Genomic DNA, 15,113 nt, shown 5'->3' with positions numbered 1-15,113 from the left:
TTTGCAATTGTTCTCTTTATGTTCGCATCCATGGCGATCCCTGTCAACGATCCGGAACACGGTTTCTGCCGCGACTGCCTGCGATTGCAAAGCGGGCCGGTCCGCCGTTGCGAGCGCTGCGGCAGCCCCCGACTCGCCCGCCACGCCGAACTCTACGGGCTGCATCTGGCCCATATCGACTGCGACGCCTTCTATGCGGCGGTCGAAAAGCGCGACAACCCGGCGCTGCGCGACAAGCCCGTCATCATCGGCGGCGGCAAGCGCGGCGTGGTTTCCACTGCCTGCTACATCGCCCGCATACAGGGCGTGCGCTCGGCCATGCCGATGTTCAAGGCGCTGGAAGCCTGCCCGGAAGCGATCGTCATCAAGCCGGACATGGAAAAATACGTCCGCGTCGGGCGAGAGGTGCGCGCCATGATGCAGGCGCTGACGCCGCTGGTCGAACCGATCTCGATCGACGAAGCCTTCCTCGACCTCGCCGGCACAGAAAGGCTGCACGGCTTGCCGCCGGCACTCGTGCTGGCGCGCTTCGCGCTGCAGGTGGAAAAGGAGATCGGCATCACCGTCTCCACCGGTCTTTCCTACTGCAAGTTCCTCGCCAAGGTGGCGTCGGATTTCCGCAAGCCGCGCGGCTTCTCCATCATCGGCGAGGTGGAAGCGCAGGAGTTTCTGGCCGAGCAGCCGGTGACGCTGATCTGGGGCGTCGGCAAGGCCTTCGCCGCCGTGCTGGAGCGCGACGGCATCCGCCTGATCGGCCAGTTGCAGCGCATGGAGCGCAACGAACTGATGCGCCGCTACGGCACCATGGGCGACCGGCTCTATCACCTCGCGCGCGGCGAGGATGACCGGCGCATCCACGCCGACCGCGACACCAAGAGCGTTTCGGCCGAAACGACCTTCGACATGGACCTTGCCTCGGCGGACGACCTCGTACCGGTGCTGCGGTCGCTTTCGGAAAAGGTGGCGGCGCGACTGAGGAAAGCCGGGCTCGCCGGCCGCACCGTCGTGCTCAAGCTGAAGTCGGCCGATTTCAAAATCCGCACCCGCAACCGGCAGCTCGGCGACCCGACGCGGCTGGCCGACCGCATCTTCTCCACCGGCCTCGACCTGTTGCGCCGCGAGATGGACGGCACCCGCTACCGGCTGCTCGGCATCGGCGTCAGCGACATTTCGGACGACGGCAAGGCCGATCCGCCCGACCTCGTGGACGTGCAGGCGCGCAAGCGCGCGCTTGCCGAAGGCGCCATCGACGCACTGCGTGACAAGTTCGGCGGCAAGGCGGTCGAGACGGGCTACACCTTCGGCAAGGGGCATCGCGGCCGCCCGGCCCGACCCGACGAGGACGAGGGACCGGAAGTCCAGCACCCTTGGGAGCGAATCTAGAAGCCTGCCGACCCAGCAACGCGCCGGCCGTCCAACGATTCACATGCGCTTCAGTTCGATCCGGCTGGTCACCACGGCCTCGCCGGTCCTGAGATCAGTGTCGGTCGTGGTCAGCGTCATGCCGTCGTCGCCGTTTTTCTCGACCGTCATCCTGGCGGTGCGGTCGCCGTTGACCGGCTTTGCCCAGGTGATGCCGAGATTGATCGCGCTGCCCTTGCGCACGCCATTCAGCCCCGCAGGACCGGTCGCGGAACCGACATAAGAGCCCGAATATTTTGAGCCGCTGGATTTCAGCGTCGCACTGAAATGTCTGGAGAAGACAAGGAGCCCCCGGCAGTCGCCATCCAGCGCCAGAGAGTCGGCGGCGGCAGTCGACTTGAATTTGCAGGAAACACGGATCGTCGGCGCCGTGATACGCACCTTGACCGAGCCTTTGCCTGCCCAACTGCCCTCCATCGACTTCAGGAAAGCCGATTCGTCGGCACGGGCCGAACCCGCACCGGCCATCACGCAGCCGACCAGGGCCATGATATGCAGGATCGATCTCAATGTGTTCTCCTGTCCCGTTTCCGGAAAGTACCGGGCGCAACGCTGCCGGCCAAGCCAGGTTCCTTTTCGTTACGCGGGCTCTGGCCCATGCGAAGATTTCCCGATAGCGATTGCGGCCCGACCGCGAGCCTGTCACAGAGCGGCGATGGCACCTCAACCCTCCATCGCGAAAGCCGCCTTCTGGATGGCCTTGTCGATCGCTTCCTTCCTGGCGATGTCGGTTGCCGGGCGCGAAACGACGCGAATCCTCAACGTCTTCCAGGTGCTGGAACTGCGCTCGGTGATCGGCTGGTTCATCCTGCTTCCGGCGGTGCTGGCCACCGGAGGGTTCGCATCGATGCGCTCGTCGCGCCTTCCTCTCCACATCGCGCGAAACGCCGTCCACTATGTCGGCCAGGGCGCATGGCTCTATGCGCTGACGCTCATCCCGCTCGGCGTTCTGGTCTCGATCGAATTCACGACGCCGATCTGGACGGCCCTGCTGGCCGTAGCCTTCCTCGGCGAGAAACTCGACAAGGCGCGTATCGCGTCCGTCGTACTCGGCCTGATCGGCGTCGTCATCATTGTGCGACCGAGCGCGGGGTCGCTCAGCACCGGCCATCTGGTGGTGCTGGGAGCCGCGGTCTGCTTCGGCATGTCGGTGGTGATGGTAAAATCGCTGACGCGGACGGACAGGGTGCTGCGCATCATCTTCTGGATGCTGGTCGTGCAATCCGCCATCGGGCTGGTTCCCGCCCTCTACGAATGGCAGAACCCACCGCTTTACCTGTGGCCTTGGATCGTGGTCATCGCCTTTTCAGGCATGTCGTCGCACCTGTGCCTGGCGCGGGCGCTGACCTATGCCGATGCGACGCTGGTGTCGCCGATGGATTTCCTGCGCGTGCCGCTATCAGCCCTGCTTGGCTGGGCGGTCTATTCCGAGCAGATCGACGCCTTTACGGCGCTCGGCGCCGTATTGGTGCTGTCCGGCAACCTGCTCAACATCCAGCGCCGCCAGCCGGGGCCGGCCGAGGCGGCGGCAAGCTGACGCGTAGCCGCCAACTACTGCCCCTCGTCGGGAATCTTGAGCAAGTGGCCGCAGGCCTTGCAATGCACGGCGTCCGGTTCGTGGCGCGACAGGCCGCATTGCGGGCACGGGAAATAGACCTTGTAGGGCCTGAAGATCGCCTGTGCCAATCGCACGAACAGCGAGATACCGATGAGCATGGTGACGATGGCGGTGAGCTTGCCCGCCACGCCCGGCAGCACGAGATCGCCGAAGCCGGTCGTGGTTATCGTCGCGACCGTGAAATACATCGCGTCGACATAGCCAGCGATGCCGGCGCCGGTGCGAAAGAAAAAGGTGTAGACGAAGCCTGTAACCACCAGCAGGAACGTCACCAGGTTGACCACGGCCTGGCTGGCATCGCGCCATTCGCGCACCTTACCACGCCTGAAATGGCGCCAGATCGCGCCGCCGCGCGACAGCGACCACAGGCGCAGAATACGCAGGAAGCCGAGATTGGCGAGCGCAGTCGGGAAAAGCAGGGTGACGAGGATGAAAACGTCCACCCATGAGGCGGGCTGCTTCATCAGCCTGAGCGGATCGGTGGAAGCGAGCAACCGGGCACCGAGATCGGCGGCGACGAGAGCCGCCACCATATAGTCCAGCCACAGGAACGACCGCGATTCCTGCAGCACCGGCGTCGCTATGAAGAAGGCGATGATCGCCAGATCGACGATGATGGCCGCGAACTGGAAGCGAAACGCGGCCGGCGACGTGCCGTGGTAGAGCTTGCGCAAGATATCGCGCAGCCGCGCCAGGCCGGTCCGTTGCTCCTGTTCCTTGGCTTCGGCGCCGGTCACACCAGTTCCACTTCAACCACGCCCGGAACGGCGCGCAGGGCGGACGCTTCGCGCGGGCCGATGCGATAGCGATCCGGAAGCGCGACCTCGACCTCGCCCTGGGCATCGCCCTTGATGATGACGAAGCTCACCTGCCCTTCGCCCTTCACGCCGAGCTGGCTGGCCAGCGTGCCGACGGGGCCGGCATCGCGCAGGAAAATGCGCAGCGATTTCTGCACCTGGCCGGCCATATCGTCCAGTGATTGCACGGTCTGGATGCGCATGTTGATGCCTTCCGGCCGGTCTTCCGCCGAAACGGTGATGACCACCGATTTGCCGGGCTCCAGCATGTCGCGATACTGCACCAGCGTCTCGGAAAACATCACGGCCTCGTACTGGCCGGTCATGTCGGAAAAATTGACGACGCCCATCTTGTTGCCGGTGCGGGTCTTGCGCTCCTGCTTCGAGGTCACGGTGCCAGCCAGCCGGCCGGCCGTGGCGCCGCGCTTGACGGCGGCGGAAAACTCCGCCCAGTTCTGCACGCGCAACTTTTCCATCACCGCCTTGTACTCATCCAGCGGGTGCGCGGAGAGATAGAAGCCGACGACCTGGAATTCGCGGTGCAGCCTGTCCGCCGGCAGCCACGGCTCGGCGGGCGGCAACGCCAGCGCCTGCGATTGCGCCCCCAGCGAAGCACCGAAAATATCGGCCTGGCCGAGCACGGCGTTCTCATGCGCAAGGGCGGCCAGCCCCATCATGCGATCGACACCGGCCATCATGGCGGCGCGATCATGGCCGAAGCAATCCAGCGCGCCGGCCATGGTCAGGCTTTCGAAAACGCGTTTTCCCACGATCTTGGGGTCGATCCGCTCGCAAAAGTCGGCGAGGCTCTTGAACGGCTTGTCGCCGCGCCTTTCGACGATGTGATGAACGGCGGCGTCGCCGACGCCCTTGATGGCAGCCAACGAATAAAAGATGCGGTTTTCCGCTACCTCGAAGTCGCGGAACGAGGTTTGCACCGAAGGTGCCATCACCTCGATGTCGAGACGCATCGCGTCCTGCCGGAAGTCGGCCAGCTTGTCGGTGTTGGCCATGTCGAGCGTCATCGAGGCCGCGAGGAACTCGACCGGATAATGCGCCTTCAGGTAGGCCGTCTGGTAGGACACGACCGCATAGGCGGCGGCGTGCGACTTGTTGAAGCCGTAGTCGGCGAACTTGGCCAGAAGGTCGAAAATGAAGTCGGCCTGCGGCTTGGAAACGCCGCGCTCGACGGCGCCGGAAACGAAGCGCTCGCGCTGCTTGTCCATCTCGGCGCGGATCTTCTTGCCCATGGCGCGGCGCAACAGGTCGGCTTCGCCGAGCGAATAGCCGGCCAGTTCCTGCGCGATCTGCATGACCTGCTCCTGGTAGACGATGACGCCTTGCGTCTCCTTCACCAGATGGTCGATCTTGGGATGGATGGAGGCGGTCTCCTCCTCGCCGTGCTTTCTCGCATTGTAGGTCGGGATGTTCTCCATCGGACCGGGGCGATAGAGCGCCACCAGCGCGATCAGGTCCTCGATGCGATCCGGCTTCATGCCGATCAGCGCCTTGCGCATGCCCGCGCTTTCCACCTGGAACACGCCGACAACCTCGCCGCGCGACAGCATGGAATAGGTCTTCTCGTCATCAAGCGGGATATGCGCCAGATCGATGTCCACGCCGCGCCGGCGGATCAGCTTGACGGCGATGTCGAGCACCGTCAGCGTCTTCAGGCCGAGGAAGTCGAACTTCACCAGTCCCGCCTGCTCGACATATTTCATGTTGAACTGGGTGACCGGCATGTCCGAGCGCGGATCGCGGTACATCGGCACCAGCTCAGACAGCGGCCTGTCGCCAATGACGATGCCGGCGGCGTGCGTGGAGGCATGGCGATAAAGCCCTTCCAGCTTCTGCGCCATGGCAAGCAACGTCTGGACGACCGGCTCCTTCTCCGCCTCCTCGGCGAAGCGTGGCTCGTTGGCGATGGCGTCGGCCAGCTTGACCGGATTGGCCGGGTTCTGCGGCACCATCTTGGTCAGGCGGTCCACCTGGCCATAGGGCATCTGCAGCACGCGGCCGACGTCGCGCAGCACCGCCCTCGCCTGCAAGGTTCCGAAGGTGATGATCTGGCCGACCTGGTCGCGGCCGTATTTGCCCTGCACGTAGTGGATGACCTCCTCACGCCGGTCCTGGCAGAAGTCGATGTCGAAGTCGGGCATCGACACGCGGTCGGGGTTGAGGAAGCGCTCGAACAGCAGCGAGAAACGCAACGGGTCGATGTCGGTGATGGTGAGGGCGTAGGCGACGAGGCTGCCGGCGCCGGAGCCGCGCCCCGGCCCGACGGGAATGTCCTGCGCCTTCGCCCACTTGATAAAGTCCGAGACGATCAGGAAGTAGCCGGGGAACTTCATCTTCTCGATGATGCCCAGCTCGTATTCCAGCCGCTTGTCGTAGTCCTCTTGCGTATGGCCGGCTGTGGGGCCGTGTGCGGCCAGCCGCTTCACAAGCCCTTCGCGCGCCTGACGTTTCAATTCCTCCGCTTCCGCCCTTTCGGCGGCCTCCGGGTCGGCGACGCCAGCGCCGGCGAAACGCGGCAGGATCGGCTTGCGGTTCACCGGATAATAGGAGCAGCGCAGCGCGATCTCGACGGTGTTGTCGATCGCTTCTGGCAGATCGGCGAACAAGGCCGCCATCTCGGCCTGAGACTTCAGGTGATTGTCGGGCGACAGCCGGCGCCGGTCGTCGGCCGCGACCACCGCGCCCTCGGCGATGGCGATCAGTGCGTCATGCGCCTCATAGTCCTCGCGCGCCTGGAAGAACGCCTCGTTGGTGGCGACCAGCGGCAATTCGTGCCGATAGGCCAGTTCCAGTGTGGCCTTCTCGATCGCCCGGTCATAGCCCCCCATGCGCTCCAGCTCGACATAGAGCCGGTCGCCGAACAGGCTCTTGAGCGCCAGAAGGCGGCTCTCGGCCAGTTCGGCGTGGCCGTCGCCGAGCGCCTTGCCGATCGGCCCGCGCGGCCCGCCGGTCAGGCATATGATGCCCTCAGCCAAGGCTGTCAGCATGTCGGTGGATATATGCAGCGCCTCGCCCGAGGGCGTGTCGAGATAGACGCGGCTGACCAGCCGCACGAGATTGGCGTAGCCGGCCTCGCTCGCCGCGATCAGCACCACGGGGCGCAAGTCGGGACCGGACCGGCGCCGGTCGCGCTGGCCGTCGGCGGGCTCGCCCGAGAACGCCAGGTCGAGCTGGCAGCCGACGATGGGCTGGACGCCGTCCTTCACCGCCTTCTGGGCGAATTCCAGCGCGCCGAACAGGTTGTTGGTGTCGGTGACGGCGATGGCCGGCGCCTCGTCCTTCAAGGCATGGCCGACGATCTTGCCGAGCTGCAAGGCCCCTTCCAGCAGCGAATAGGCGGAATGCACGCGCAGATGAATGAAGGGACGGGTCGGCCTTTCCGGCTTGGCCGCCTGCACAAGCGCCTCGCGCTTCAGGGGGTCGCGGGGAAGTCTTTCATCCGACATGGGTTCGCGCAGCTTGCAAGGACTCGGGATCGGGCCCGAATGTATTAGTCCCGGCCCGGCGATGCCAGCCGAACATTCCCCAGTTCACAGCACAAGCCTAAGCGAACTCCATGATGACGGCATCGACCGCAAGGCTGTCGCCGGGCTTGGCGTTCAGCTTGGCGACGGTCAGGTCGCGCTCGGCGCGCAGTACGTTTTCCATCTTCATCGCCTCGACCACGGCAAGCGTCTCGCCGGCCTTGACCTCCTGCCCTTCGGCGACGGAGATGGAAACGACAAGGCCCGGCATCGGACACAGGAGCAGCTTCGACGTGTCGGGCGGCAGCTTCACCGGCATCAGCCGTTCCAGCTCGGCGGTGCGCGGCAGCATAGTCAAAGCATTGACCGACATGCCTTTCCAAGCAATGCGCAGGCCGTTCGGCAGCGGCCGAAGCTGGGCTGCGATCGAGCGGCCGCCGACCGTGCCGCGCCACACCGCCTCGCCGGGCCGCCATTCGGATGTCACGGTGAAAGGCTTGCCGCCCTCGACCGACAGGTCGATCTCCATGGGAATCGAAACCATGCCGTCGCGGATGGAGACGGCGAGATAGTCGCCGCCGATCTTGACCACCCATTCCGTCTTCAGCGCGCCCGAATGCGGGGCCAGCCGGCCGGTCAGCCGGTCGAGCCTGTCGCGGCGCAGGATCTCGACGGCCGTGGCGATGGCTGCCAGCACCGCCTTGTCGTCGGCACCCGGCTCGATCGGCGCGAAACCGTCGGGATATTCCTCGGCGATGAAGCCTGTGGAAAGCCGCCCCTCACGCCAGCGCGGATGCTGCATCAGGGCCGACAGGAACGGGATGTTGTGCTCGATGCCGTCAACGACGAACTCGTCCAGCGCTTCCGACATGGCGTCGATCGCCTCCGCACGGGTCGGCGCCCAGGTGCACAGCTTGGCGATCATCGGATCGTAGAACATCGAGATTTCCGAGCCCTCGGTGACGCCGGTGTCGTTGCGCACGATCACGTCGCCGAACTTTCCTTCTTCCGGCGGCCGGTAGCGCGTCAGCCGGCCGATGGAAGGCAGGAAATTGCGGTACGGGTCTTCGGCATAGAGACGGCTTTCCACCGCCCAACCGTTCAGCGTCACGTCCTTTTGCACTATGGCAAGCTTCTCGCCCGCCGCCACGCGGATCATCTGTTCGACCAGATCGACCCCGGTGATCAACTCGGTCACCGGGTGTTCAACCTGCAAACGTGTATTCATTTCAAGGAAGTAGAAGTTCTTGTTCTTGTCGACAATGAACTCGACCGTGCCGGCGCTCTGGTAGTCCACCGCCTTGGCCAGCGCCACCGCCTGCTCGCCCATGGCGGCTCGCGTCTTCTCGTCGAGGAACGGCGACGGCGCCTCTTCGACGACCTTCTGGTTACGCCGCTGGATCGAGCATTCGCGCTCGCCGAGATAGATGGCATTGCCGTGCCCGTCAGCAAGGACCTGGATTTCGATGTGGCGCGGCTCGACCACGAATTTCTCGATGAAGACGCGGTCGTCGCCGAAGGAGCTTTTCGCTTCCGAGCGGGCGCGGTCGAAGCCGTCGCGCACTTCCGCCCTGTCCCAGGCGATGCGCATGCCCTTGCCGCCGCCGCCGGCAGACGCCTTAATCATCACCGGATAGCCGATCTCGTCGGCGATCTGTTCGGCATGGTCGGCGTTCTCGATGACGCCGAGATAGCCGGGCACCGTGGAGACCTTGGCAGCGTTGGCGAACTTCTTCGATTCGATCTTGTCGCCCATCGCCTCGATGGCCTTCACCTTCGGGCCGATGAAGACGACGCCCTCCTTCTCCAACGCCGCGCAGAAGGAAGCGCGCTCGGACAGGAAGCCGTAACCCGGATGCACGGCCTCGGCGCCTGTGTCCTTGCAGGCCTGGATGATCCTGTCGGCGACCAGATAGCTTTCCGCCGCAGCCGGCGGGCCGATATGAACCGCCTCGTCCGCCATCTCGACATGCACGGCGTCTCGATCGGCGTCGGAGTAGACCGCAACCGTGGCAATGCCCACCTTCTTCGCCGTCCTGATGACACGGCAGGCGATCTCGCCACGGTTGGCGATCAGGATCTTCTTGAACATGCGTGCATCGTCCTCCGGCTGGGGTTTTTCTTTATGACGTTCCGCAGGTGTGCTCAAGCCGACGAACGGTCTAGACGGCTGTGCATGGTTTCGCCCGCCATTGGGCCCCTTGCGCCCTTTCCCCGCGGGCAGCCGGCTGATAGCGTGCCGCTGACGAATCCTTGCAGGAGAATGCCATGAAAACCCGCGCCGCCGTGGCTGTTGGAGCCGGAAAGCCGCTCGAGATCATGGAGGTCGACCTCGACGGGCCGCGCGAGGGCGAGGTGCTGGTCGAGATCAAGGCGACCGGCATCTGCCACACGGACGAGTTCACGCTGTCGGGTGCCGATCCGGAAGGCATCTTCCCGGCCATCCTCGGCCATGAGGGCGCCGGCGTGGTGGTCGACGTCGGCAAGGGCGTGACGTCGGTCAAGAAGGGCGACCATGTCATTCCGCTCTATACGCCGGAATGCCGCCAGTGCCCGTCCTGCCTGTCGCGCAAGACCAATCTGTGCACCGCTATCCGAGCCACGCAGGGGCAAGGCCTGATGCCGGACGGCACCAGCCGCTTCTCCATCGGCAAGGACAAGATCTTCCACTACATGGGCTGCTCGACCTTCTCCAACTTCACCGTGCTGCCGGAGATCGCGGTGGCCAAGGTCGACCCGGCCGCGCCCTTCGACAAGATCTGCTACATCGGCTGCGGCGTCACCACCGGCATCGGCGCCGTCATAAACACGGCCAAGGTGGAGGAAGGCGCCACCGCTGCCGTGTTCGGCCTCGGCGGCATTGGCCTCAACGTCATTCAAGGCCTTAAGCTCGCCGGCGCGGACATGATTATCGGCGTCGATGTCAACGACGACAAGAAGACGTGGGGCGAGCGCTTCGGCATGACGCATTTCGTCAACCCGAAGAAGGTCGACAACGTCGTCACCGAGATCGTCAACATGACCAAGCGCGGCGCCGATCAGATCGGCGGTGCCGACTACACCTTCGACTGCACCGGCAACGTCACCGTCATGCGCCAGGCGCTGGAATGCTCGCATCGCGGCTGGGGCCAGTCGATCGTCATCGGCGTGGCAGGAGCCGGCCAGGAGATTTCGACGCGGCCGTTCCAGCTCGTCACCGGCCGCAGTTGGAGGGGCACCGCCTTCGGCGGGGCGCGCGGCCGCACCGATGTGCCGAAGATCGTCGACTGGTACATGGACGGCAAGATCCAGATCGACCCGATGATCACCCACACGCTGAAGCTTGAGGACATCAACAAGGGCTTCGACCTCATGCACGAGGGCAAGTCGATCCGCAGCGTCGTGGTCTATTGATTTCAGGAGGAAAAAGCCGCCGACCGCACAGGCCAGCGACTTCGCGTTGAACGGCCAACAGGGAGGACTGAGAATGGCTGAGAAACTGCATCCGAGTATCGACAAGGGCCTGCCGAAGAAGAGCGCGCGCTTCAAGGGCGGCACGCTGGTCTGCCAGTGCGTCAACAATCCGGTGGAAGTCGAGATCGCCGGGCAGGTCCTGCACAACCACGCCTGTGGCTGCACCAAGTGCTGGAAGCCGGCCGGCGCGCTGTTCTCGGTGGTCGCCGTGGTGCCGACCGACAATGTCAAAGTCACCGCCAACAAGTCGAAGCTCAAGGTGGTGGACAAGAAGGCGCTCATCCAGCGCCATGCCTGCCGCGCCTGCGGCGTCCATATGTACGGGCCGGTGGAGCGCGAGCATCCGTTCCAGGGCCTATCTTTCATCCATCCCGAGCGCTTCCAGGAAAGCGGCTGGGCGCCGCCCGGCTTCGCGGCATTCGTGTCCTCCATTATCGAGGCCGGCGTGCAGCCTGCGAAGAAGAAGGGCATCCGCAACCGCCTGGCGAAGGCGGGTCTGGCGCCCTACGACTGCCTGTCGCCGGGCCTGATGGACTATATCGCGGAATGGACGGCCAAGAAGTCGGGCGCGCTCCCGGCTTGAGCGGACCGCAGATCCTCGTCGACGCCGACGCCTGTCCCGTGAAGGACGAAGTGGTGAGGGTGGCGGAGCGGCATGGCCTGCCCGTCACCTTCGTTTCCAACGGAGGGGTGCGGCCTTCGCGCGACCCGATGATCCGCAACGTCGTGGTGCCGAAGGAAAAGGCCGACGCGGCGGACGACTGGATCGTGGAAAACGCCAAGGCAAACGACATCGTGGTGACGGCCGACATTCCGCTGGCGGCGCGCGCCGTGGCGCTGGGCGCACATGTTCTGGGGCCGACCGGGCGGCCGTTCACGCCGGAGACGATCGGCATGGCGGTGGCGATGCGCGACCTTAAACAGCATCTGCGCGAGACAGGCGAAAGCAAGGGCTACAATGCCGGCTTCACGCGCGAGGATCGGTCGCGCTTCCTCGGCGAACTGGACCGCATCCTGCGTCGGGCAATCAGGGCGGCGGGTTGACGGCATGTCCGGTTCCGAAAGCACCTTCCTCGCGCGCCATCTCCAATTCGTGGTGGCCGCCGTTTGCGGTGTCGCCGCTGCGGCGGTGGCAGGCTTCTTCAGCCTGCGCCTCGCCTTTCCAGCCGGTGCCGACGTCGCCTTCGCCGTCTATTGCGCGCTGGTGCTGCGCGAAATGCCGAAACTGACAGCGGACTATCTGAGCAAAAGAGCGCGCGCCGCCGACCTGCCGGTATTGCTGATCTTCGCCCTCACCGCAGGCGTCGTTGCCGCCGCCCTTTTGTCGCTGTTCCAGATCATCAACAGCAAGGGCAGCTTTCATCCGCTGGAACTCGCCTTCGCGCTGCTTTCCATTCCGCTCGGCTGGTTCACCATCCATGCCATGACGGCCCTGCATTACGCGCATGTCTACTGGATCGACGACAACGAAACCGACAGCTCTTCGAAGAAGAAAAAACCTGTCGGCGGGCTCGTCTTCGCCGGCAAGGAACGGCCGGAAGGCTGGGACTTCCTTTATTTCTCGACCACCGTCGGCATGACCTCGCAGACCTCGGATACGGAGGTTTCGACCACGCAGATGCGCCGCATCGTCCTGCTGCATTCGGTGGTGTCGTTCTTCTTCAATACGGTGATCGTCGCGGCGGCCGTCAATCTCGCCGTCAGCCTCGGCAGCTGAGCGACCGCCAACAACAATTCGTGAAGAGCCGAAACATCGGCTTCGGTCGCCTCGTATTGGGGTAGATGAAAACATGCGCCGCATGGGAGCGGCAGAAGGGCTCGCGACATGGATGCCGCCGTCCACGATCGATCGCCGCAGGTGGAGCAGGCTCCATCGAAGGGACCCCTGGTCTATCGCCAGTCGCGCTGGACGCGGCTGACGCATTGGATCTGGGCGTTCACGCTGTTCTTCATGCTCCTGTCCGGCCTGCAGATCTTCAACGCCCGGCCGCAGCTCTATATCGGCCAGGAATCCGGCTTCAGCTACGACAACACCGTTTTCCAGATCGGTGCGATGAACACCGAAAACGGACCGCGCGGCTTCACGCGGATTTTCGGACACACCTTCGACACCACCGGTGTGCTCGGCTGGTCCGGTCCGCCGGGACAGGAGCGAGCCCGCGCCTTCCCGTCCTGGGCGACGATCCCCTCCTATTACGATCTCGGCACGGCGCGGGTGGTCCACTTCTTTTTCGCCTGGGTGTTGAGCGCGACCCTGCTGGTGTGGCTCGTCGCCGGCCTGCTCAACGGGCATATCGCCCGCGACCTGTGGCCGCGCATGAAGGATTTCAGGCGCCTGCCCGGCGATATCGCCGCCCACCTGCGGCTGAAATTCCATCATGCGCGCGAGTACAACGCGCTGCAAAAGCTGGCCTACGGCGGCGTCCTGTTCATCCTGCTGCCCCTGGTGATCGTGACCGGGCTCGCCATGTCGCCGTCGGTGGATTCACTCCTGCCGTGGCTGAACGAGGTGCTCGGCGGGCGGCAGACGGCGCGCACCATCCATTTCACAGTGATGGTGCTCCTGGTGCTGTTCTTCATCGTCCACATGCTGATGATCCTGGCGGCCGGGCCGATCAACGAACTGCGCTCGATCGTCACCGGCTGGTATCGCACCGACCCGCCCGGCAGCGACGGCGAAAGGAGCCCCTGACATGGCGAAATTCCAGCTCAGCCGCCGCAAGTTCCTCACCGCCGCGAGCCTCGGCGCCTCCGGCCTGATGCTTTCCGGCTGCGACGCTTTCGACAGCCATCTCGGCATGGGCGACGGCCTGCGCTCCTTCCTCGAAGGGGCGAACGACCTCACCCACCGCGCCCAACGACTGCTGACGCGCGACGCGCTGGCGCCGGAGTTTTCCGAGGCCGACATCCGCCAGCCGATGCGGCCGAACGGCGTCACCGCGCCCGACGACGCCACCTACAAAGCCCTGCTCTCCAACAATTTCGCCGACTGGCGGCTGGAGGTTACGGGTCTGGTGGAAAAGCCACTGTCGCTCAGCCTCGACCAGCTTCACGCCATGCCGGCGCGCACGCAGATCACCCGCCACGACTGCGTCGAAGGCTGGAGTTGCATCGCCAAATGGACCGGCACGCCGCTGTCGCTGGTGCTGGATCAGGCGGTGGCGAAACCGCAAGCCCGCTACGTCGTGTTCCACTGCCTCGACACGATCGACCGCAACCAGTCGGGCGACGTCAAATATTACGGCTCGATCGACCTGATCGATGCCCGCCATCCGCAGACCATCTTGGCATACGGCCTGAACGGCAAGCCGCTGCCGGTGGAAAACGGCGCGCCGCTGCGCGCCCGCGTCGAGCGCCAGCTCGGCTACAAGATGCCGAAATACCTGGTCAAGATCGAGCTGGTGTCTTCCTTCGCCGCCATGGGCGGCGGGCGCGGCGGCTATTGGGAGGATTACGGCTACGACTGGTACGGCGGCATCTGACCTGCTGCTTTCAGCACAATTAGTTTCGTTTGTTTTCAATAGTTTATGAACAAATCCGTAATCGTGCCTTGCGATTGCCGGCTGCATGGTCATGCTTTGTCGGTCGGCCGTGAGGGCCAGCGTCTTCCCTCAAACAGCAAACAAGGAGGTGTTTCGGGTGTCCGACACCACGACTATTTTTGAACGGGAACAGGATCTCGACACGTTCGGCGGCCGGCTTTCGCGGGCACGCGCGGCCACCGGCCTCTCCACCAAGGATGTCGCCTGGCGGCTAGGGGTGAAATCCTCGACGATCAACGCCTGGGAGTGTGATCGCTCCCAACCCAGCGCGCTGCGCATGGACAAATTATCGGGCATCCTGAGCGTCAGCCTGTCCTGGCTGCTGCACGGCGTGGGAACGGCTCCCGCCGATCCCGAAGAAGAAACGGCCATGAAGCTGGTCGGCGAGCAACTGGCCAAGCTGAAACAGTTGCATGCGGAAACCGGCCTGCTCATCGGCCGCATCGAAGGCCGGCTCGACAGGCTCGCCCAATCTCCGGCCGAATAGGCCGCTTGTCGGCTCGGAATTTTCCTGTGTCGCCGAGAGGTGACAATGTGTCGCCCATGGGCTATGGATGACTCGTCCGGGGCCTTTTGGGCTCCTACCGTTTGCGGGAGAGAGCAGCGAAAGCTGCCGCCGAAGGGGAAATCGCCCGAAATCTCTCAGGCAAAAGAACCGTAGACGGGAAAGACGCTCTGGAAAGTCGGGGGTTCCGCCCCGCGCCGAAGGTGTAAGGCTCCCCGACAGAGTTCCGGGGCGCCGAGTCTCTCAGGCTTCAGACAGAGGGGCACGAACGGGCCGCGCAAGCGGTCGATGCGT

General features: G+C 64.5%; 13 protein-coding genes and 1 riboswitch. Of the genes, 9 read left to right on the top strand and 4 right to left on the bottom strand.

Going from position 1 to position 15,113, the window contains the following annotated elements:
• The first annotated feature begins 18 nt into the window (after nucleotides 1–18).
• Nucleotides 19–1,383 (top strand): DNA polymerase IV, encoded by a 1,365-nt coding sequence (locus tag E6C48_RS07515; protein WP_136355662.1) that lies wholly within the window; start codon nucleotides 19–21, stop codon nucleotides 1,381–1,383.
• A gap of 39 nt (nucleotides 1,384–1,422) precedes the next feature.
• Here E6C48_RS07515 and E6C48_RS07510 read toward each other — a convergent pair whose 3' ends face one another.
• Entirely contained in the window at nucleotides 1,423–1,911 is a 489-nt protein-coding gene (locus E6C48_RS07510; protein ID WP_136355944.1) for a hypothetical protein, read from the bottom strand.
• 166 nt (nucleotides 1,912–2,077) lie between these two features.
• Here E6C48_RS07510 and E6C48_RS07505 point away from each other — a divergent pair, with 166 nt between their 5' ends.
• Nucleotides 2,078–2,959, top strand: coding sequence for a DMT family transporter (locus E6C48_RS07505; RefSeq protein WP_136355660.1), 882 nt, complete (start codon nucleotides 2,078–2,080; stop codon nucleotides 2,957–2,959).
• A 14-nt stretch (nucleotides 2,960–2,973) separates the two neighbouring features.
• On the opposite strand, the gene E6C48_RS07500 is transcribed toward E6C48_RS07505, so the two are convergent.
• From E6C48_RS07500 to E6C48_RS07490, 3 genes are all read right to left on the bottom strand, one after another.
• Nucleotides 2,974–3,777, bottom strand: coding sequence for a potassium channel family protein (locus E6C48_RS07500; RefSeq protein WP_136355658.1), 804 nt, complete (start codon nucleotides 3,775–3,777; stop codon nucleotides 2,974–2,976).
• The gene (gene dnaE / locus E6C48_RS07495) at nucleotides 3,774–7,301 is read right to left on the bottom strand and encodes a DNA polymerase III subunit alpha (protein WP_136355656.1); all 3,528 of its coding nucleotides are present in this window, start codon (nucleotides 7,299–7,301) and stop codon (nucleotides 3,774–3,776) included. The genes E6C48_RS07500 and dnaE overlap by 4 nt, the downstream gene beginning before the upstream one ends.
• Before the next feature lie 97 nt (nucleotides 7,302–7,398).
• On the bottom strand, nucleotides 7,399–9,411 hold the full coding sequence (locus E6C48_RS07490) for an acetyl-CoA carboxylase biotin carboxylase subunit (protein WP_136355654.1): 2,013 nt from the start codon (nucleotides 9,409–9,411) through the stop codon (nucleotides 7,399–7,401).
• Between the two features lie 176 nt (nucleotides 9,412–9,587).
• Between E6C48_RS07490 and E6C48_RS07485 the strand changes: the two genes are divergently transcribed.
• From E6C48_RS07485 to E6C48_RS07455, 7 genes are all read left to right on the top strand, one after another.
• Nucleotides 9,588–10,712, top strand: a complete 1,125-nt coding sequence (locus tag E6C48_RS07485; protein ID WP_136355652.1) for an S-(hydroxymethyl)glutathione dehydrogenase/class III alcohol dehydrogenase — start codon at nucleotides 9,588–9,590, stop codon at nucleotides 10,710–10,712.
• Nucleotides 10,713–10,785: 73 nt separating this feature from the next.
• Nucleotides 10,786–11,355 carry an S-(hydroxymethyl)glutathione synthase gene (gene gfa / locus E6C48_RS07480; protein WP_136355649.1) on the top strand — a complete coding sequence of 190 codons (570 nt, stop codon included), beginning with the start codon at nucleotides 10,786–10,788 and terminating at the stop codon, nucleotides 11,353–11,355.
• A complete protein-coding gene (locus E6C48_RS07475) occupies nucleotides 11,352–11,816 on the top strand; it encodes a YaiI/YqxD family protein (protein WP_136355647.1) in 465 nt (154 codons plus the stop codon). Before gfa ends, E6C48_RS07475 begins: the two co-directional genes overlap by 4 nt.
• A 4-nt stretch (nucleotides 11,817–11,820) precedes the next feature.
• Nucleotides 11,821–12,489, top strand: coding sequence for a DUF1345 domain-containing protein (locus E6C48_RS07470; protein ID WP_136355645.1), 669 nt, complete (start codon nucleotides 11,821–11,823; stop codon nucleotides 12,487–12,489).
• 108 nt (nucleotides 12,490–12,597) lie between these two features.
• Entirely contained in the window at nucleotides 12,598–13,464 is an 867-nt protein-coding gene (locus E6C48_RS07465) for a cytochrome b/b6 domain-containing protein (RefSeq protein ID WP_136355643.1), read from the top strand.
• A 1-nt stretch (nucleotide 13,465) separates the two neighbouring features.
• Nucleotides 13,466–14,254, top strand: a complete 789-nt coding sequence (locus E6C48_RS07460; RefSeq protein ID WP_136355641.1) for a molybdopterin-binding protein — start codon at nucleotides 13,466–13,468, stop codon at nucleotides 14,252–14,254.
• A 157-nt stretch (nucleotides 14,255–14,411) separates the two neighbouring features.
• The gene (locus E6C48_RS07455) at nucleotides 14,412–14,801 is read left to right on the top strand and encodes a helix-turn-helix domain-containing protein (RefSeq protein ID WP_136355639.1); all 390 of its coding nucleotides are present in this window, start codon (nucleotides 14,412–14,414) and stop codon (nucleotides 14,799–14,801) included.
• 94 nt (nucleotides 14,802–14,895) lie between these two features.
• A riboswitch (glycine riboswitch) is annotated at nucleotides 14,896–14,982 on the top strand.
• Nucleotides 14,983–15,113: the final 131 nt, after the last annotated feature.

The sequence above is a fragment of the Ollibium composti genome, assembly GCF_004801285.1.
Lineage (GTDB): Bacteria > Pseudomonadota > Alphaproteobacteria > Rhizobiales > Rhizobiaceae > Mesorhizobium > Mesorhizobium composti.
This window is presented reverse-complemented; position numbering and strand designations above follow the sequence as displayed.